At 38.2% G+C, this 19,106-nt stretch carries 18 protein-coding genes and 1 riboswitch; of the genes, 1 reads left to right on the forward strand and 17 read right to left on the reverse strand.

The window, feature by feature from the left end; all coding sequences use genetic code 11:
- Positions 1-7: 7 nt before the first annotated feature.
- The 17 genes from priA to EO111_RS04565 all read right to left on the reverse strand — a co-directional run bounded on the left by priA (position 8) and on the right by EO111_RS04565 (position 17,000).
- A complete protein-coding gene (priA, locus tag EO111_RS04485) occupies positions 8-2,188 on the reverse strand; it encodes a primosomal protein N' (protein ID WP_127010878.1) in 2,181 nt (726 codons plus the stop codon).
- A gap of 294 nt (positions 2,189-2,482) precedes the next feature.
- Positions 2,483-3,673, reverse strand: coding sequence for a methionine adenosyltransferase (gene metK / locus EO111_RS04490; RefSeq protein ID WP_126940757.1), 1,191 nt, complete (start codon positions 3,671-3,673; stop codon positions 2,483-2,485).
- A gap of 49 nt (positions 3,674-3,722) precedes the next feature.
- Positions 3,723-3,824, reverse strand: a riboswitch (SAM riboswitch).
- Positions 3,825-3,881: 57 nt separating this feature from the next.
- The gene (coaBC, locus tag EO111_RS04495; RefSeq protein ID WP_127010855.1) at positions 3,882-5,063 is read right to left on the reverse strand and encodes a bifunctional phosphopantothenoylcysteine decarboxylase/phosphopantothenate--cysteine ligase CoaBC; all 1,182 of its coding nucleotides are present in this window, start codon (positions 5,061-5,063) and stop codon (positions 3,882-3,884) included.
- Positions 5,064-5,281: 218 nt separating this feature from the next.
- Positions 5,282-5,728: a GNAT family N-acetyltransferase gene (locus EO111_RS04500; RefSeq protein ID WP_009353257.1), complete on the reverse strand. Its 447-nt coding sequence runs from the start codon at positions 5,726-5,728 to the stop codon at positions 5,282-5,284.
- A gap of 167 nt (positions 5,729-5,895) precedes the next feature.
- The gene (locus EO111_RS04505; protein ID WP_009353256.1) at positions 5,896-6,336 is read right to left on the reverse strand and encodes a hypothetical protein; all 441 of its coding nucleotides are present in this window, start codon (positions 6,334-6,336) and stop codon (positions 5,896-5,898) included.
- 9 nt (positions 6,337-6,345) lie between these two features.
- Positions 6,346-6,837, reverse strand: a complete 492-nt coding sequence (coaD, locus tag EO111_RS04510) for a pantetheine-phosphate adenylyltransferase (protein WP_062402407.1) — start codon at positions 6,835-6,837, stop codon at positions 6,346-6,348.
- A 15-nt stretch (positions 6,838-6,852) separates the two neighbouring features.
- A complete protein-coding gene (gene rsmD / locus EO111_RS04515) occupies positions 6,853-7,398 on the reverse strand; it encodes a 16S rRNA (guanine(966)-N(2))-methyltransferase RsmD (RefSeq protein WP_126940759.1) in 546 nt (181 codons plus the stop codon).
- A gap of 85 nt (positions 7,399-7,483) precedes the next feature.
- Entirely contained in the window at positions 7,484-8,485 is a 1,002-nt protein-coding gene (locus tag EO111_RS04520) for an NAD(P)H-dependent glycerol-3-phosphate dehydrogenase (RefSeq protein WP_062402402.1), read from the reverse strand.
- A 2-nt stretch (positions 8,486-8,487) separates the two neighbouring features.
- Complete coding sequence (gene plsY, locus EO111_RS04525; RefSeq protein WP_370106658.1) at positions 8,488-9,087, reverse strand: glycerol-3-phosphate 1-O-acyltransferase PlsY; 600 nt, start codon at positions 9,085-9,087, stop codon at positions 8,488-8,490.
- Positions 9,084-10,418, reverse strand: a complete 1,335-nt coding sequence (gene der, locus EO111_RS04530; protein ID WP_127010856.1) for a ribosome biogenesis GTPase Der — start codon at positions 10,416-10,418, stop codon at positions 9,084-9,086. The genes plsY and der overlap by 4 nt, the downstream gene beginning before the upstream one ends.
- 137 nt (positions 10,419-10,555) lie before the next feature.
- Positions 10,556-12,463 carry a bifunctional 4-hydroxy-3-methylbut-2-enyl diphosphate reductase/30S ribosomal protein S1 gene (locus tag EO111_RS04535; RefSeq protein WP_009353850.1) on the reverse strand — a complete coding sequence of 636 codons (1,908 nt, stop codon included), beginning with the start codon at positions 12,461-12,463 and terminating at the stop codon, positions 10,556-10,558.
- Positions 12,464-12,472: 9 nt separating this feature from the next.
- Positions 12,473-13,078 (reverse strand): 1-acyl-sn-glycerol-3-phosphate acyltransferase, encoded by a 606-nt coding sequence (locus tag EO111_RS04540; RefSeq protein ID WP_126940761.1) that lies wholly within the window; start codon positions 13,076-13,078, stop codon positions 12,473-12,475.
- Complete coding sequence (cmk, locus tag EO111_RS04545; protein WP_009353847.1) at positions 13,071-13,757, reverse strand: (d)CMP kinase; 687 nt, start codon at positions 13,755-13,757, stop codon at positions 13,071-13,073. The genes EO111_RS04540 and cmk overlap by 8 nt, the downstream gene beginning before the upstream one ends.
- 1 nt (position 13,758) lies before the next feature.
- Complete coding sequence (locus EO111_RS04550) at positions 13,759-15,003, reverse strand: NAD(P)/FAD-dependent oxidoreductase (RefSeq protein WP_126940762.1); 1,245 nt, start codon at positions 15,001-15,003, stop codon at positions 13,759-13,761.
- Between the two features lie 8 nt (positions 15,004-15,011).
- On the reverse strand, positions 15,012-15,734 hold the full coding sequence (locus EO111_RS04555; RefSeq protein ID WP_062402389.1) for a pseudouridine synthase: 723 nt from the start codon (positions 15,732-15,734) through the stop codon (positions 15,012-15,014).
- 1 nt (position 15,735) lies between these two features.
- On the reverse strand, positions 15,736-16,272 hold the full coding sequence (scpB, locus tag EO111_RS04560; protein ID WP_009353824.1) for an SMC-Scp complex subunit ScpB: 537 nt from the start codon (positions 16,270-16,272) through the stop codon (positions 15,736-15,738).
- A complete protein-coding gene (locus EO111_RS04565; RefSeq protein WP_126940763.1) occupies positions 16,269-17,000 on the reverse strand; it encodes a ScpA family protein in 732 nt (243 codons plus the stop codon). The genes scpB and EO111_RS04565 overlap by 4 nt, the downstream gene beginning before the upstream one ends.
- 176 nt (positions 17,001-17,176) lie before the next feature.
- Between EO111_RS04565 and EO111_RS04570 the strand changes: the two genes are divergently transcribed.
- On the forward strand, positions 17,177-19,003 hold the full coding sequence (locus EO111_RS04570) for a phosphoethanolamine transferase (RefSeq protein ID WP_127010857.1): 1,827 nt from the start codon (positions 17,177-17,179) through the stop codon (positions 19,001-19,003).
- Positions 19,004-19,106: the final 103 nt, after the last annotated feature.

Consider the following 19,106-nt stretch of genomic DNA (forward strand, 5'->3'; position numbering starts at 1 on the left):
GTCCCTCCTATACTGGATCCACATCTATATAGATATGGGGCAATGTAAATATATCTGAATGATACATGTGTGATTTTAAATTCGATAAATCAATACCACGAATCATAATACAAAGTCGATACATATCTCGTATCTTTGCGGCGCCATTTTCATAGGGCCCTAGTATATCAATGCGCTGACCTTCACAAGCCTGGCGCAAAGTGTTGGCTAATTCTGTCGCTCTTGTTCGTACTACTGAAAGCTTTTCATCTAATAAGGTAATTTGTATCATTTCACCAATTGGTGGATACAACAAAGCTTTACGAGCCTCTATTTCTTCCTCATAAAAGCTAACATAATCATGGTGCGTGCTGTGCTGAATAGCATAATGTTCAGGACTATAGGTTTGTACCACTACTTTTCCTGATTTATTACCACGACCAGCACGACCAGCTGCTTGCGTTAGCAAATTAAATGTTCTTTCAGAAGCCGTATACACAGGAATATGCAATACAGAATCAGCAGTAATAATTCCCACTGCGGTAACATTTGAAAAATCATGTCCTTTTGCCACCATTTGCGTGCCCAACAAAATATCATATTGACCAGCACCAAAGGCTTCTAAAATACGCTGAGATTCTCCTTTTTTAGAAGTTGTATCTTGATCTAGACGAGCAATTCTAGCTTGTGGAAAACGTTTTGCTAATTCTTCTTCTACTTTTTGCGTGCCTGTACCAAAAAATTTAATTTTATGGCTACCACAATGCGGACAAATTTGAGGCACTTTTTCATGATGATCACAGTAATGGCAACGCAAGTCCTTCCCCGCTTGATGATACACCATAGATATATCACAGTGAGGACAATGGATAGGTTTACCACAGTCACGACACATGACAAATGTACTATGACCTCGACGATTCAGCAAAAGAATGATTTGCTCACGTTTCTGTAGTGTTTCTTGGATTAAAGTATCTAACGCCATAGAAAATACAGAGTAATTCCCATAGAACATTTCTTCTTTCATATCCACAACAGTCACCTTAGGCATAGGTTGATGAAAAATACGATGCTCTAAAGATAGTAACTCATAGATACCTTGGCTCGCTAAATAATAAGCCTGTACGGACGGTGTAGCAGACCCAAAAATAATAGGACATTCATGACTTTCACTACGCCATCTAGCCACCATGCGTGCATCATATCGAGTCATATCTTGTTGTTTGTAGGATGGGTCATGTTCCTCATCAACTACAATAAGCCCAATGTCTTCTGTTGGAGCAAACACTGCTGAACGAGCACCTATGATAATATGGCTATCTTTCCGACGTAAACGCTCCCAATTGTTATAGCGTTCCGCTTTTGTTAACTGGCTGTGAAAAACGACCACTTCTTGACCAAACTTCTCTACAAATCGTCGCACTATTTGCGTAGTTAAGGCAATTTCTGGAACTAGAATAATAGCAATCTTATCTTGTTGAATCGTCTCTTGTGCAGCTTTTAGATATACTTGTGTTTTTCCACTACCTGTCACACCATGGAGTAAAAACGCTTTACTTTTCTGGTTAGCAATACACTCCTGAATAGGTTCGTATACAGCCTGCTGCGACTCAGTTAAAGGAATGTCTATACTATCCACAACTTCCTCATACCGTGTTTTCGTCATTTCATACCGCCAATCTATGTCGATATGAGAACATTCTTTTACTTGCTTAATGACAGGCAAACTAAATCCTGCCAATCGTAAGGCACTTACTGAGATTGCTCCATGTTCTAATAAGTATTCCGCCAACAAACGTTGCTTTTGTTTCCTCACTCCAAATAGTTCTACATGAAAGGAATCCTTAGGCACAAGCCATTCAATTTTAGGTCTGTCATAAGATTTTAATTTACTTTTATCGACAGTAAATAAGCTTAATGCTTCTGCAAGGGTACATAGATAATACTCGCTAAGCTTACGAGCTGTTCTCAGCATTTCCGTTGAAAACCAAGGTGTTGGATCTAATACAGCTAATATGGGTTTTATCACAAATGATGGATTTTCTATGTCACAATAACCTATAAGGATTCCCTCTTCTTTAGAGGCTCCTAAGGGAACTGCTACGCGAGTTCCAATAGGTACATTCCCTAATGAATCAGGGATTTCATAGGTTAAAGGTTTATTCAATTGTTTCGCAGGACGATTAATAATAATTTCACCTAAACGCATCATAACCTCCTGACTAAACACTCTTCATTATACCACGTTTGTACCTTCGATTCATACTATTTCATACCCTACTTCTACACATTTGCATATGATGAAATTTCTTTTAGGAGTAAGATGATAGGACAAAATCACTTGGTAGTATAATTACATCTTCTTATAAGATGTAAACCCATGACAACCTAGACTCTTATAATTTATATACATGACAACTGGGGTAACAAAAATAGAGGACAAAGACATACGTCTTTATCCTCTATATATGTATCATTCAAAAGCGAAGGGCAAATTAATCTATTATAAGCCTGCTTCTTTACGAAGTACTTCTGCTTTATCTGTGCGTTCCCATGGAAGGTCTACATCTGTACGACCAAAGTGTCCATATGCAGCAGTTTTTTTATAATGTGGTTTCAACAAGTCTAACATTTCAATGATACCTGCTGGACGAAGATCAAAATGTTTACTTACTAATGCAGAGATTTTTTCTTCTTCGATTTTTGCAGTACCAAATGTTTCCACCATGATAGATACAGGTTTCGCTACACCAATTGCGTAAGCTACTTGTACTTCACATTTATCAGCAAGACCAGCTGCTACGATATTTTTAGCTACATAACGAGCTGCATATGCTGCGGAACGGTCAACTTTTGTAGGATCTTTACCGGAGAAAGCTCCACCGCCATGACGAGCCATACCGCCATAAGTATCTACAATAATTTTACGACCTGTCAAACCAGCATCGCCTTGTGGACCACCGATTACGAAACGACCAGTTGGATTGATAAAATATTTAGTATTTTCATCGATGAATCCTTCTGGAAGTACTGGATCGATAACATATTTTTTAATATCTGCTTGGATTTGTTCCAATGTTACTTCTGGACCATGTTGTGTAGAAATAACGATAGTTTCAATACGTTTTGGTTTACCATCAACATATTCTACAGTTACTTGTGTTTTACCATCTGGACGAAGGTAATCCAAAGTATTATCTTTACGAACTTTTGTTAATTGATGAGATAAACGGTGCGCCAAACTGATAGGCATAGGCATTAATTCTTCTGTTTCATTGGATGCAAAACCAAACATCATACCTTGGTCACCAGCACCGATTTTATCAAAGGCATCACTACCACCTTCACGAGATTCTAATGCTTCATCAACACCCATCGCAATGTCTGCAGATTGTTCGTCAATCGCTACGTTAACGCCACAAGTATCAGCATCAAAACCGAATTTTGCACGAGTATAGCCGATTTCACGAATTGTATCGCGAACAATGTGAGGAATATCTACATATGTATTGGTAGTAATTTCGCCTACTACATGAACTTGGCCTGTTGTTACTAATGTTTCACAGGCAACGTGCGCTGTTGGATCTTTTTCTAAAATAGCATCCAATACAGCATCTGAAATTTGGTCAGCAATTTTGTCTGGATGACCTTCTGTTACAGATTCAGAAGTGAAAAATACATGTTTTTCTGCCATGAATAAACCTCCAATAAAAAAATTCCTCATCCCAAGATGAGGAATTATATCCCCATCTTCCGATCAAATATCGTTGGATTTAGCACCTCTTCCATCAGGAATGGTTGCTGTAGCTTCACAGGGCCTTTCCCTCCACTACTCTTGATGAGACTTGTATCATACATATAATACTTAGTTTAAAATCACTAACATGTATTATAGCATAGATTTATAGGTCTGCCAAGGCTTGAATGATGCGTTCTGCCACATCAAGTTTCGACATATTAGGTAAACTTACAATTTGATCTCCAGGATAAATAAATGTCACTTCGTTTGTATCTACATCAAATCCTGCATTTAATTTACTCACATCATTAGCCACTAACATGTCCAAATTCTTTTTGCGCACTTTTTCTTTTCCATAGGTAATAACATCTTGTGTTTCCGCCGCAAAACCAATTAATTTTTGTTGCTGTTTACGCTCTCCTAAGCTTGCTAATATATCTGGATTTTTTACTAGCTCTAATGTCATAGTTTCTTGTTTTTTTATTTTATTGTCCGCTACTTCAGCTACACGATAGTCCGCCACAGCCGCAGCCATAATCACCGCATCTGCAGAGTCATAGTGACTATCTATAGCCTCTTTCATCTCTGTAGCAGAACAAACTATAATACGCTCTACACCAATTGGCACAGCAAGATCTGTGGGAGCAGATACCAAGATTGTCTTAGCTCCTGCCTGGGCCGCTTTTAGAGCCACTGCATAACCCATCTTCCCACTGGAACGATTCGTAATATATCGAACTGGATCAATTGCTTCTTGTGTGCCACCAGCGCTGACGATAACAGTTTTACCTTGCAGTAGTTCTGTTTTCCCTAAATGAAAGTCCACCCAGTCCATAATTTTTTGCGGATCTGGCAAACGCCCTTTTCCTTCTACCCCACATGCTAGGAGTCCACTGTCAGGTTCTAGCACATGAACACCTCTACCACGCAAGATAGTTAAATTTTCTTGCACAGTTGGATGGGTATACATGTTACTATTCATAGCTGGACATACAAATACAGGGGCCGTAGTCGCCAATAATTGGGTAGATAACATATCATCTGCAATACCATTGGACATCTTAGCAATCATATTAGCCGTTGCAGGTGCTATCACATAAGCATCTGCCCAAGTTGCATAGGCAATATGCTCTACATTCCAATTCTGTACATTTTCAAACATTTCCACAGCCACTTTGTGTTTACTAATTTCACCAAACACAAGGGGACTCACAAATTTAGTGGCATTTCTCGTCATTACCACTTTTACTTCTGCTCCCGCTTTATATAAACGGCTTACTAAATCCACTGCTTTGTAGGTTGCTATTCCTGCTGTTACACCTACTACAATATGCTTACCCTTCAAAGGTCTCACCTTCCTATAGAACTAATGCAATTAATAGACTTTCTATACTCACCCTATTATACAGTATCTGGATAAGTAATACATCAATATTTTTATCCATAAAGACTCAAAACATCTTTATCCACGAAAAAAGCTGTATACAAATTAAAAGGAGCATAATTTGTTACAGCTTTTTACATATTTATATGATGAATATAAAATCCATCAATGATTGACCTCTACAGAGGTAATGATAAATGAACTACTGTCTTTACCGGCTTCTTGGTACCATCTAATTTTTTAAATCCTAAGCTTGTATATAATTCTTTTGCATTTTCCATACTTGGCAAGCTATCTAGTAGCAATGTTTTATATCCAAATTCACGAGCATCTTCTACTACCATTTTAGCCATATTTGTACCTAAAGAACTGTGCCTAAATGCTGGACGAACATACAACCGTTTCATGGCCGCTGTTTTACTATCTACATAACGCAACGCAACACAGCCTGCTGGTTTGTTATCGATAAAGGCAATATATAAGGCTTCACCTTCACCTTTATATTTTTCTTCCAGTCCATGAAACTCTCTTAAATTAGCAGATACTCCTAATGATCGTACATACTCTACAAACAAATCTTTTACTTCATCAATATAATCGTGGCCATTACGAATTTCAAAATTCATAGTATACCTCCTCATAGTATTACATGAAACTGATATTGTTAGTATTCGACGAAATTATAAAAACTCCTTTTATTTTTTTAATTTTGTATGACTAGCAAATATAAAAATCTCTAATTTTAATAAAAAGCACCTTTTAAGAGTACCTCTCAAAAAGTGCTTAATTAATGTTATTTGTGCAATGTTTGACGATTTTCTTGCAATGCTTCTAATGTACGCTCTAAATTAGATTCTACATATTTGAATACATCACTAGCATATTGAATAGAACTATTTTTGAGTTCTTCCGAAGATTTATTAGCCTCTGCAATAATATGATTAGCATGTTCTTGTGCTTGTTTTACCAATTCACTTTCTTCTGTTAATTTTTGAATGTATTCTTTCGCTTGTTCAATTAATGCATCCGCTTGTTTTTGACCTTCCGCTACAATACGATCACGCTCTGCTACAATACGACGAGATTCTTCTAATTCAAGGGGCAAAGATTCTGTTAATGCATCTACAATACGCATAATTTCTTCTTCTTCAATTAATTTTTTATTTGTCATAATCATATTGTTACTAGTAACAATTAAATTTTCCAACTCTTCTAATAATTTTTCTGTTCTCATGATGTCCTCCTATTTATCTTGTTTTCTATGAAATTTATCTTCCAATGCTTGTTTCACAACTGTAGGTACTAAGCCATCTAACTTACCACCATACCTAGCCAATTCCCGTATACCTGTAGAGCTTACAAAGGCATATTTATTATTGGTCATAATAAAAACAGTTTCAATCTCATCATCCAAATATTTTGAAAACAAAGCACGTTGAAATTCATATTCAAAGTCACTTAAAGCTCGAAGTCCACGGATGATGATATGACTATCTCGTGATTTCACATACTCATTCAACAAACCGCTTCCAAAATCAACTTCAATGTTAGAAATATGTGATACAGATTGACGAATTAACTCTGCCCTCTCATCCAAAGTGAATAAATACTTCTTATTTGGATTTTCTAAAATTACTACTATTAACTTATCCACTAATTTACTAGCGCGCTCAAATATATCTATATGTCCATTTGTAACAGGATCAAAACTACCTGGACAAACTCCAATTCTCACAGTATAAGCCCCTTTCTATGGTTCTCGACAAAGAATGTCAACGCGAGTATACCCAAAGGATAAAGCTTTCACAACCACCCACTTAGGCAATAATTCTAGAGTTTCATTCTTATGGCGTTCTATAATTAAAAAGCCATCTTCGGTAAGTAATTGTAACTCGTCCACTAAGTCCAAAGTTTTTTGAACATACCCTTTTTCATAAGGGGGATCTGAAAATATTAACTGAAACTGCTTTCCTTGTAACCGTGTAAGTGCTGATTCCATAGTACATTTCATAATTTCTAATTGATCATCTACTTTACAGTGTCGGCTATTACTTTGGATATAATCAACAGTGCGTGTATCTACTGCGATGGCATGACTAGCACCTCGACTTAAGGACTCTATGGCTAATGCGCCAGTACCCGAAAACAAATCTAGCACCTGAGCTTCAAAAAATCCTCTTCGACTTTGTATAACATTACAAATACTCTCACGCACTCGATCTTGTGTAGGTCTTGTATCCATACCCTTCGGAGCCTGTATAGTATGCCCTTTGGCTGTTCCTGAAATAATTCTCATATAATTTACTACCTATACTTGTATATTCTACATGATTTTACTATGGGGTACAATAGATTTTTTATAAAATCTTCCTCATAATCTATTACTTATTACAAACTTCTTGTTTTACATCTCGCATCATTAACTGCATCAACACCTCAGCAGGAGAAACTTGATGATATAATACCTCATACAAAGCATTAGTAATAGGCATATCAATCCCTTTTACTTTAGCTATGTCATATATAATACGTACTGCAAAAAAACCTTCTACCACCATTTGGGATCGATTAATGATATCCTCCATAGTTTCTCCATTTGCCAACTTTTGTCCAGCTCGCCGATTCCGACTATGGGGACTCATACAAGTAGCGATTAAATCTCCCATTCCTGAAAGCCCTGCATAGGTTTCTGATTTTGCTCCCATGGCAACACCAAACTTTGTCATTTCATGAAGACCACGAGTTAATAAGGCTGCTAACAAATTATCTCCTAATTGCATGCCATGTGCAATTCCCGCTGCTAAAGCAATAATATTTTTTGTGGCTCCTCCTAGTTCTACGCCGATTACATCTGTATTCCCATACACTCGAAAACTAGGACCTCCCAAAGCACGTTGCAAACTACATATAGCATCTTCATTTTGACTTGCTACAACTGTGGCAGCCGGCAAACCACGGCCTACTTCTTCTGCATGATTAGGCCCAGATAAAATAGCCGTTGCTTTCACTAAGCCCTGTACCTCTTCTTCAATAACCTGAGATAATCGCTTTTCACTATCTTTTTCCAATCCTTTAGAGCAACCTACTATAATCATAGAAGGTCCTAGATAGGGCTTTAATTCTTGTAGAGTACGCCTCACATAAGTTGATGGAGTAACCATCAATACCACTTCTGCATCTTGTAAAGCTTTGCTATAAGAATGTTGAAACTCTAAAGTAAGTGGTAAAACTACATCTGGCAAATAAGGGTTAATACGATATTCACGCAAATAATTTGCTTTTTCTTCCGTGCGACAATACATCGTCACTTGATGCCCCGCCTCTAGCCCTTTTAGAGCTAATGCAGTGCCCCAGCTACCTGATCCAATGACTGCAATTTTCATAATTACTTATCCTTTGTAATACGTTTAACAGCTAATTCTTTTCCTTGCAAAAGACGTACAATATTTTCTCTATGACGGAATACGACAAATAATGCCGCTATAGCGCCAAAGATGATGTATGGTAAAGGTTCAGATAAACAATACATCACAATAGGCACAAGAGTAGCTGCTACGATAGATCCTAAGGACACATAGGAAGTAAACTTGACAATAATGCCCCATACAGCAAAGCAAATTATAGCCGCTATAGGAGATAATGCAATGAGTACCCCCAATCCTGTCGCAACCCCTCTACCGCCAGAAAAGCCAAGAAAAATAGACCAATTATGACCAATCATAGCACATAAGCCACCTACAATCATCCATTCTGGATTCGGCGAAAATAAGAGAACTCCTATGGCACCCTTTCCAGCATCCCCTAGGAAAACAGGCAAAGCAGCTTTCATCCCTAGTACACGATACGTATTGGTAGCACCAATATTTTTACTACCATATTGACGTACATCTGTATGAAAACATAGCTTTCCAATAATTAAACCTGTAGGAATAGAACCTATTACGTATGCAAGTAAAACTAATACAACAATTTCCACCGTTATCATTCTTCATCAGATCCCTTCTTACCACGAAGTACTAAGCGAATTGGAGTTCCCTCAAATCCAAAGGATTCTCGAAGTCGATTTTCTAAGAAACGCATATAGGAAAAATGAATCAATTCAGGTTCATTCACAAATAATATAAATGTTGGCGGTTTTACACTAGCCTGTGTCATATAATAAATTTTAGGAATACGTCCACCACGAGATGGCACTGGATTAACTGTTTGTGCATCCGATAACAATTGATTCAACACACTTGTAGAAATACGCATATGTTGTTGCTCAGATACATATTTAATTAATTCTGCTAAGCGATGAACACGTTGTTTCGTTAAAGCTGAAGCAAACAAGATCGGAGCATAACGCAAAAATCCCATTTCATCATATATATCTTCTGTGAATCGCAATGTAGTTTTATCGTCTTTTTCAATCAGATCCCATTTATTGACAACGATGACTAAACCTTTTCCAGATTCATGAGCATAGCCAACAATTTTTTTATCTTGTTCAGTCACTCCATCTGTAGCATCTAATACTAAAACAACAATATCAGAGCGATCAATAGCACGGAGAGAACGAACAATACTATATCTTTCTACAGGTGCATCAATACGAGATTTACGTCGCATACCTGCTGTATCGATTAATACAAAATCCTGTCCATCATGACTCCAATGGGTGTCGATAGAATCACGTGTTGTACCAGCCACATCACTAACAATAACACGTTCTTGACCTAATAAGGCATTTGTTAGAGATGATTTACCCACATTAGGACGCCCAATCAAGGCTACATGGATTGTATCTTCATCTTCCTCACCAGCACTTTGTGGAGGAAAATGTTTCACTACATCATCAAGTAAATCACCTAAATTCATCAAATTTTTAGCAGAAATACCAATTGGGTCACCAATACCTAAATTATAGAACTCATAAATATTAGCCTCTTGATTTACACTATCGATTTTGTTAACTACTAAAATCACAGGCTTACCACTAGCACGCAACAAGTTGGCCACTTCTTCATCAGCAATGGTAATCCCTTGCTTACCATCTACAACAAAGAGAATCACATCAGCTTCTTCAATCGCTAGTTGTGCCTGAAAACGCATCATTTTAGGAATTTCATGACTTTCTGCAGTAATAAACTCAATCCCACCAGTGTCAATCATAGTAAATTCACGTTGTAGCCATTCTGCATCAAAATAAATTCTATCACGTGTAACACCTGGAATATCTTCTACGATCGAAATTCGTTTATTAACAATGGCATTAAATAATGTAGACTTTCCTACATTCGGTCTTCCTACGACCGCAACTAATGGTTTTGACATGCTTTCACCTCATATTTCAACTTCCTCAAAGGAAGAGTAAGAACACATAGTTTATCAACTTATATTGTATCACATAAACGAAAGCAAAAAAAGAACAGTAAGTCCATTGGACCTACTGTTCTTCTATTATCTAGAAATTATTCAGCTTCTTCTTCAGTTGCTACTGGTTCCATTAACTCAGTTAATTTTAAACCTAATTTCTTTTCATCTTTGTTGAAAGAAATTACTTCTACTTCTACTTCTTGACCGCGGCTCAAGTAGTCTTCTACTTTTGCATTACGTTGTTTAGTCACTTGAGAGATGTGAAGTAAACCTTGGATATCATCGTTGATAGCAACAAATGCACCGTATTGTACTGTGCGAACTACTTTACCAGTTACTACATCACCTACATGGATAGTTTCTTCTGCAACGTCCCATGGGCTTTTGGATAATGCTTTTAAAGATAAAGAGATTTTGCTGTTTTCTTCATCAAAGGATTGTAATTTAACATCGATTTCTTGACCTACCGCTAACACGTCTTCAACGCGTTTAATTTTTTGCCAAGAAATGTCGGAAATGTGAAGTAAACCTTCGATTCCTCCGATATCAACAAATGCGCCATAAGGCATGATTTTACGAACAGTACCTTTGTAAGTACCGCCAACTTCTACATTTGCTAACGCTTCTTTTAATTTAGCTTGGCGTTCCACTTCAAGTACTTCACGACGAGAAAGAACTAAACGGTTTTTCTTTTCTTCAACTTCAAGTACTTTAGCTTCGAATTCTGTACCTACTAAGTTATCAAGGGATTTCACGAAGTGAATGTCACCTTGGGAAAGTGGAATAAAACCACGTAAAGACTTAACAGTTACGACTAAACCTGCAGGAATTGCATCCACACCTTTACAGATGATTGGTTCATCTTTTTCTTGTGCTTCAATAACATATTGCCAATCTTCATCTTTAGCCAAACGAGTGATAGAAAGATAAATTGGGCTATCTTCTTTGATGTGGTTAAGGATAACAGCTTTGATTTTATCGCCTTCCTTTAATACATCTTTAGCAGAAGCTGGTGTAGGGTATGCCATTTCTTTTCTCTCTAGTTGTGCTTCTGTTTTGTAGCCAAAGGATACATATGCACGTTCGTCATCGATTTGTACAACTTCCCCTTCAATCACATTACCTTTCTTAAATTCTTCTGCTTGCGCTTCTGATGCTGCAAATAATTCTGCAAAATTTTCCATCGTCTGAATGACCTCCTTAATTATCCAGTCTGGTGTCGATGCACCAGCCGTGACTCCTACTGTTGTGACGTCTTTCAACCACGTCATTTGTATTTCAGTAGCAGTTTCGATGTGGTATGTAGTACACCCTACATCACGACATACTTCTGCTAATCTAGTCGTGTTGCCGGAGTTCTTCCCACCTACCACGATCATAAGATCCACTTCTTTCGCCAAAGCTACAGCAGAATTTTGACGTTCCTCAGTAGCCTGACAAATTGTCTTGAAGATCTTTTGATCATTAGATTTTTGTTCTAATATTTTTATTATACTTTGAAACTTAAATTGTGAAAAGGTAGTTTGTACTACAACTCCAATTTTTTCCACGAATTGAATATTTCTAGCATCCTCTTCTGTTTCTACTATAATACCTTTATTACCTGCCCATAGATTAATACTCTTTACTTCTGGATGTTTCTTTTCACCCAAGATAATGAGCGTAAGCCCTTCATCAACAACTGACTTCGCATCTCTTTGTGCTTTTTGCACATGAGGACAGGTGGCATCTATAACTGGTAAACCTCTTGTTTCTGCCTCTTCATATACTTCTGGACCAACCCCATGGGAGCGAATGATAATAGTACCTTCTTCTACATCACTCAATTCATTAATGGCATAGACACCATTATCTTCTAACCGACCTACTACTTGAGGGTTATGAATAATTGGTCCCAATGTATAACTCAAATCTTGTGAGTCTGCTGCTTTTTCTGCCATAGTAACAGCACGCTTTACGCCGTAGCAAAACCCACAATTTTCTGCTAATCGTATTGTAAACATAGCATTCCCCTATTTATACTTACCTGCTTTATATTCATCAATCATAGTTTGGATAGCTGTTTTTACCACATCATTCACGTCTGCAATAGCCTCTACAGTTGCTTTTGCTTTTGCTACTACAATCGGTTTTCCAATAATAACAGCTACTTCTCCACGAATCATTTTATCGCTTCCTACAATGGCTATCGGTACTACTGGCACCCCTGTACGCAACGCCATCGAAGCTACGCCATCGTGAAAGCGCCCTAAAGAATCACCCTTTTGTCGTGTCCCTTCTGGAAAAATACCAAGCATTAAATTATCCTTCAATAAATTCATAGCATGACGAATAGCTAATTTATCGACTCCACCTCGTCGCACCGGAAAGGCTCCTAGCCAAGTACAAACTAATTTAGAAATTGGATTTCTAAATAGCTCTTCTTTTGCCATGAAGTTCACATGACGTGGTAATGCAAAGCCACATAAAGGAGGGTCATTATTACTCTTATGGTTTGGAGAAATGATGACCGGCCCTTCTTTAGGTACATTTTCTTTCCCATATACCTTTGTGCCATACCACCATCCATAAACGATGGTAAACGCAGATCTCCATAAGCATTCAGAAAATTTATCCATGATGCCCTCCTAGTTCCGCTTTACGAATTAAGTCAACAAGAGTTTGAACAGTTTCTTCTATACTAAGATGATCCGTTTCTACAACCACTGCATCATCTACGCATACAAGAGGAGATTCCTTTCGATTCATATCCATGGCATCTCGCTCTGCTACAGTACGACATACTTCTTCCAAAGAGATATTCTCGGAATCTTTCAACTCCAACCAACGTCGATGCCCACGAGTCTCCACAGATGCTGTTAGATAGACTTTTAATTCCGCATTAGGTAACACAACGGAACCAATATCCCTACCATCAAGAATCACACCGCCCGCTGATGCCATGTGACGTTGCATTTCTACCAACTTAGTGCGCACTGCTTTTTGTGCAGCCACTTGAGACACGTGACTTGTCACATATTGCGTACGGATATCTTGGGATACATCTGTTCCATTTACCCATACAGATAAACCCGTTTCTTCTACACGTAGTTCTAATTGAATCTTAGACAAAGCAGCTTCTACTGCATCTACATCATCAATAGATATACCCGCATTCAGTAGTGCCCAGGTAATGCCACGATACATAGCTCCTGTATCAATATATAAATACCCTAATTTCTTGGCTACTACTTTAGAAATACTACTTTTACCTGCACCAGCAGGACCATCAATGGCTACGGAAATTCGTCGATTCATATTAGACTCCTCCTTCTGCTGCATGAGTAGCAGCTACGTAGGCTGTAGAAAACGCAACTTGCAGATTATATCCCCCTGTGAATGCATCCACATCCAAGACTTCTCCTGCCATATATAAGCCATGCACCAATTTAGACTGCATCGTTTTGGGATCTACTTCTTTTACAGAAATGCCACCAGCTGTCACAATAGCCTCTGCTATAGGGCGAGGTTTATGTACGGTGAGTCGCATATGTTGAATCGTATCTACCAGTCGCAAGCGCTCCTCTTTGGTAATATCGTGAATCGCCTTGGTTCCTTCTAATTCTGCTAATTGACATATAACTGGAATTAACTTGGATGGCAATAAACCTTTCAATACGTTCACTAATTGCTTATTTTGAGACTCACTGAAATCACGTTGTACCCGCTTATCTAAAACCTCTTTAGTTAATGCTGGTTTTAGATTAATTTCAATAGTAATGGGATCTACCTTTTTCTTCAATAATTTGGTCACTGTATGAGAAGCTGATAAAATAATCGGTCCTGTGACCCCAAAATGGGCAAATAGCATTTCTCCAAATTGTTTTGTCTGCACTTTATTTTTCGCAATAATAGAGACTTCTACATTTTTAAGGCTCAGCCCCATTAAATCTTTCACCCAATGTTCTTTTGTTTCTAAAGGAATTAAAGATGGTCTCAATTCCACGATAGAATGTCCCACAGAAGAGGCTAATTCATAGCCATCTCCAGTGGAGCCAGTCAATGGATAGGACATCCCACCTGTTGCGATGATAGCTGCATCGCACTCATAGGTTCCTTTATCTGTAATCACACCTGTAATAGCGCCATCTCGTACGATTAAATCCTTAACACTTTCTTCTAAATGAAGTTGTCCACCTAATTTACGATACGTGTCTATAAAAGCATTGCGCACATCCGTTGCTTTATCAGACTCTGGAAACACACGGCCACCGCGCTCAACCTTAGTAGGGACACCCCAACTATTGAGCAAATGAATCATATCTTCATTTGTCCATTGTTGGTACGCACTATATAGAAATTTACCATTTCCAGGCGTTTGCTTAATAAAATCTTCTATAGGAGCTGCATTGGTCACATTACAACGCCCTTTTCCTGTAATCCCCATTTTAAGGCCCACCATCTTCATTTTTTCAATGATACGCACAGAGGCACCTAATTGTGCAGCTCGGACGCCAGACATAAGACCTGCAGCGCCACCACCGATGACAATAATTTTTTTCATATGTATCCTTATTTTATCGCTTGTAATTGTTTCACTTCTTCACGAGTTAATTTACGAAAAGCCCCACGTTTCAACCCTTTCAAATTCAATCCCGCATAATTGATGCGTTTCAAATTATGAATAGAGTACCCAAAGTGTTCAAACATACGGCGTACTTGACGATTACGCCCTTCATGGATGGTAATTTCTACAGTGGTAAGACCTGTTTTTCCATTAAATCCGTAGTCTGTAATTTCGCAAGGCGCCGTCATACCATCTTCTAGTTTGATACCTACTGCTAACTGTTCTAAATGTTCATCAAGCACACGATCTTTTACTTTTACTTCGTAGGTTTTCGTCACACCTTTTGATGGATGGGCTAAATTTTGCGCCATAGTTCCATCATTCGTCAATAGTAATAATCCTTCTGTATGGTAGTCTAATCGGCCTACAGGATAAATACGAACTTTTACAGAGTTAATATAATCCATAACAGTTTTGCGTCCTTCAGGATCTGTAATGGATGTAATCACCCCTTTTGGCTTGTTAAAAATATAATATTCCAATGCCTCTGGCTCCAATAGTTGTCCATCCACTTTAACGCGGTCCCGTGTAGGATTTACCTTTGCACCCAGTTCTTTTACATATTTACCATTCACAAGTACTTTGCCAGAAGTAATCAATTCTTCTGCTTTTCGTCGTGATGCCACACCACAACGGGCAATATATTTTTGCAAACGTTCTAGTTCCATATTAATCTCCTTCTATATCTATGGATAACCCCGCTGAAAGAGGCATAGACTGTTGCAATTCTTCAATAGAATTGGCACCTACAGTCCTTAAAAAGTTATCCGATGTTCCGTAAATCACAGGACGTCCGATAGTTTCCTTTCGTCCTAACTCTACAATCATGTCACGGGCCAATAATTGTTTTAATACTTTTTCACAGTTCACACCACGAAATTCTTCTACTTCACCTTTTGTGATAGGCTGTTTGAAAGCAATTACAGCCAACGTTTCCATAGCCGCTCCAGATAGTTTTTCATCTCTATGGCGAATTTTAGTAACAAATTCACTGCATTCTTGGGCGCTCACTAGTTCTATGCCCGATGCACTTTTACGAATCCTAATTCCTCGCCGTTCCTGTACTAACCTTTCTTCGTAACCTTTGATAGCTTTTTCAACTTCTGGTGCATAGACTTCAAAAATATCTGCTAATGTATCTATCGTTAAAGGGGTAGCTGCTGCAAATAATACAGCCTCTAACTGCTGAAATTCAATGCTATTCACAGCGCATCTCCTTCTTCTATACCTTCTACAATCACGTTATATATATCGTGATTGCCCACTATAATTCGCAATAGTTGACGTTTCATTAACTCTAATAACGCCAAAAATGTAACCACACTTTCTTCCTTCGTCTGTACCGAAGCAAATAAATTTACACAAGGCACTTGTTGATTCCTCGTCGCTAATAATACATCTTCAATCCCTTGTTCCAATGTATATTCTTCACGTTCCATCATAACTTTGGGAGCTTCTATCTCAGGTCGATCATATCGTTCCTGCACTTTCTGAAAGCATGCCACTAATGCATCCCACTCTACAGTACAAACAAGATCTAATCCCACTTGGCTAAGCTCTTCCGGTCTATTAAATACATAGGCCCCATCGGATACACGTTCTTCAAGAAGACCCGTCAATTCTTTGATGCGTTTAAACTCCACCAATCGATTCACCAATTCGTCTCGTGGATCTTCTGTATCACTTTCATCCTTATGATTTATCTTAGGCAATAAAAGGCGTGACTTAATCTGCAACAACGTAGCTGCCATCACTAAAAACTCACTACTATAGGCAATATCAAATTGATTCCAAGTTTTGAGTATATCCATATATTGTGAGGTGATATGCACAATGGGAATATCGTATATATCAATCTGATTCTTTTCAATCAAATGCAACAAAAGATCCAAAGGGCCTTCAAAAATATCCAGTTTAAAATCGTAGGTATTCATGAAAACTCCTTTCTACCAAAAATAAAGGTATGGCTTTCACCACACCTTGTATGAAAAAATTGCATTTCCTATTAGAAACAGTTAGAATAATACATAGACATACCAACGTATGTATCTAATAAGTATTATAAATGAAATGGGCGAAAATTGCTACACCCAGAAAGAGAGGCGACACTATGCATCGTCAAAGATGGAAACAGTTGGGACTGTATACCATCGTGTCCACTATCATCGCAGTGGCACTATTTTACATCTACGAACCAATTACTTTAGGGTTTGACATAGAAGATATCCTTACCTTATTCGTTCCTACTATTGTAGGCTTAACAGTCTTACAATCGATCATTCGTAGTTCCTTTACAAAGGGATATATCATTGGTCATGGCATCGTAGGTATCAGTTGGGCATTAACATTCCCGCTCTTATTTCACTGGTCTTATGAAAAGCCTTTTTACTTCTACGAATTCGCCAATGATTTTTTATTTGGTCTAGTCTTATTCTGTGGTCTTAGTGTCACCCACTATTGGCTACTACAATGGGGAAAGGCAAAACGTATTTGGTCTGCTCTATACAGCATCCTTGACGTAGCATTTCTCCTTATCCCAGTTGGTCAAATCGGGTACTATCTATCCACTTGGCATTGTATTACTCCTGCCACTATGATGGCATTGTACCAAACCAACCCCGAGGAAGCCTTAGGCTTTGTGAAAAACATCATCGGTGTTGGTGGTATTGGTGGTGCTGTTGTTGGCATCGCTATCATACTTGGTCTTTTATACTTTGCCAATATGAAAGCTCAAACGAACGATGAGCCTACTGTGTTCTATTCCTCTTTCTTTCAGCGGTATCAAAATGATATAAAGTGGATTCTATCCATCGCTCTCATCGTGTATGGTGGATATTATCTTTTCCCTCGTACAGATATTGTCAGCAATTGGCTAGAAGTTCGAGCCTATATGAAAGAGTTGCAATCTTATAATGATAAGCATGTGAGTGTATTTAACAATTTACACTTAAGCACTACGGAAACAGCGGCACAAAAAACTCCAGGTACTGTCATCTTAGTCATTGGAGAATCTTCTTCTAGAGATTACATGAAAATGTATACTCCTGACTTCCCTTACGATGATACACCATGGCAAGGTTCCCTGTATCAAAATCCAAACTTTAATGTTTTTAAACACGCTTACTCTTCCTATGTGCAGACTGTACCAACCTTGGAAAGAGCCCTAACAGAGCGCAATCAATATGACGACAAACCATTCTTTGATGCTACTACCATTATCGATGTGGCGAAAAAAGCTGGGTATCACACCTCTTGGCTGTCTAACCAAGGTGTGTATGGCGAATATGATACGGCTATCTCCCTCATTGCTAAGGCTAGTGATACCCCTCGATGGGCTCACGAATCCTATGCTTTCTCCGATCAATATGATGGCGCTTTGTTACCACTGTTAAAAGACGTACCAAAGAACCAAAATAATTTTATTGTCATCCATATTATGGGTAGTCATATCTACTACAACGATAGATATCCTCACGAGTTCAGCAAATGGAAACAAGGTCCAAACCCTGAAGGTATTGAAGCCTATGCAAATAGCCAACTCTACACTGATTGGCTGTTACAAGAAATTTACACCTATGCTAAGGATAACTTAAACTTACAAGCCATGGTATACTTCTCTGACCATGGAGAAAATATTAAAACATCTCACAATCCAGATATCTTCAATTTTGGAATGACACGGATACCAATGTGGGTTTACTTATCTCCTACATATCGTAATGCGTATCCAGAAACAGCAATTACCCTACGCAATCATGAGCAACAATATTTCACCAATGACTTATTGTATGATATGCTCGTAGGCATCATACATGCTCCATCTGGTAACTACGATGTAACACGAGATTTCTCCAATAAAGCCTATCGCTTTAATGTCAATAACTTAACTACAATGTTAGGTACACAACCATTGTCCTTAGATCCTGAGGCGAAATAAACTACTACAAGCACAAAACAGGCGCCAGCTATTGCGTTGGTGCCTGTTTCATATCTATTTTTTGTATATAAACATAAGCCTTTTAGAATCGCTTTCTCTGTCC

The sequence above is a fragment of the Veillonella sp. CHU594 genome, from assembly GCF_003992265.1.
Classification (GTDB): domain Bacteria; phylum Bacillota; class Negativicutes; order Veillonellales; family Veillonellaceae; genus F0422.

Excerpts from the sequence above, each read along its gene's own strand:
- priA (WP_127010878.1), bottom strand. The coding sequence starts at position 2,188 with ATGCGTTTAGGTGAAATTATTATTAATCGTCCTGCGAAACAATTGAAT.
- metK (WP_126940757.1), bottom strand. The coding sequence starts at position 3,673 with ATGGCAGAAAAACATGTATTTTTCACTTCTGAATCTGTAACAGAAGGT.
- EO111_RS04500 (WP_009353257.1), bottom strand. The coding sequence starts at position 5,728 with ATGAATTTTGAAATTCGTAATGGCCACGATTATATTGATGAAGTAAAA.
- EO111_RS04505 (WP_009353256.1), bottom strand. The coding sequence starts at position 6,336 with ATGAGAACAGAAAAATTATTAGAAGAGTTGGAAAATTTAATTGTTACT.
- rsmD (WP_126940759.1), bottom strand. The coding sequence starts at position 7,398 with ATGAGAATTATTTCAGGAACAGCCAAAGGGCATACTATACAGGCTCCG.
- EO111_RS04520 (WP_062402402.1), bottom strand. The coding sequence starts at position 8,485 with ATGAAAATTGCAGTCATTGGATCAGGTAGCTGGGGCACTGCATTAGCT.
- plsY (WP_370106658.1), bottom strand. The coding sequence starts at position 9,087 with ATGATAACGGTGGAAATTGTTGTATTAGTTTTACTTGCATACGTAATA.
- der (WP_127010856.1), bottom strand. The coding sequence starts at position 10,418 with ATGTCAAAACCATTAGTTGCGGTCGTAGGAAGACCGAATGTAGGAAAG.
- EO111_RS04535 (WP_009353850.1), bottom strand. The coding sequence starts at position 12,463 with ATGTTTACAATACGATTAGCAGAAAATTGTGGGTTTTGCTACGGCGTA.
- EO111_RS04540 (WP_126940761.1), bottom strand. The coding sequence starts at position 13,078 with ATGGATAAATTTTCTGAATGCTTATGGAGATCTGCGTTTACCATCGTT.
- cmk (WP_009353847.1), bottom strand. The coding sequence starts at position 13,757 with ATGAATCGACGAATTTCCGTAGCCATTGATGGTCCTGCTGGTGCAGGT.
- EO111_RS04550 (WP_126940762.1), bottom strand. The coding sequence starts at position 15,003 with ATGAAAAAAATTATTGTCATCGGTGGTGGCGCTGCAGGTCTTATGTCT.
- EO111_RS04555 (WP_062402389.1), bottom strand. The coding sequence starts at position 15,734 with ATGGAACTAGAACGTTTGCAAAAATATATTGCCCGTTGTGGTGTGGCA.
- EO111_RS04565 (WP_126940763.1), bottom strand. The coding sequence starts at position 17,000 with ATGAATACCTACGATTTTAAACTGGATATTTTTGAAGGCCCTTTGGAT.
- EO111_RS04570 (WP_127010857.1), top strand. The coding sequence starts at position 17,177 with ATGCATCGTCAAAGATGGAAACAGTTGGGACTGTATACCATCGTGTCC.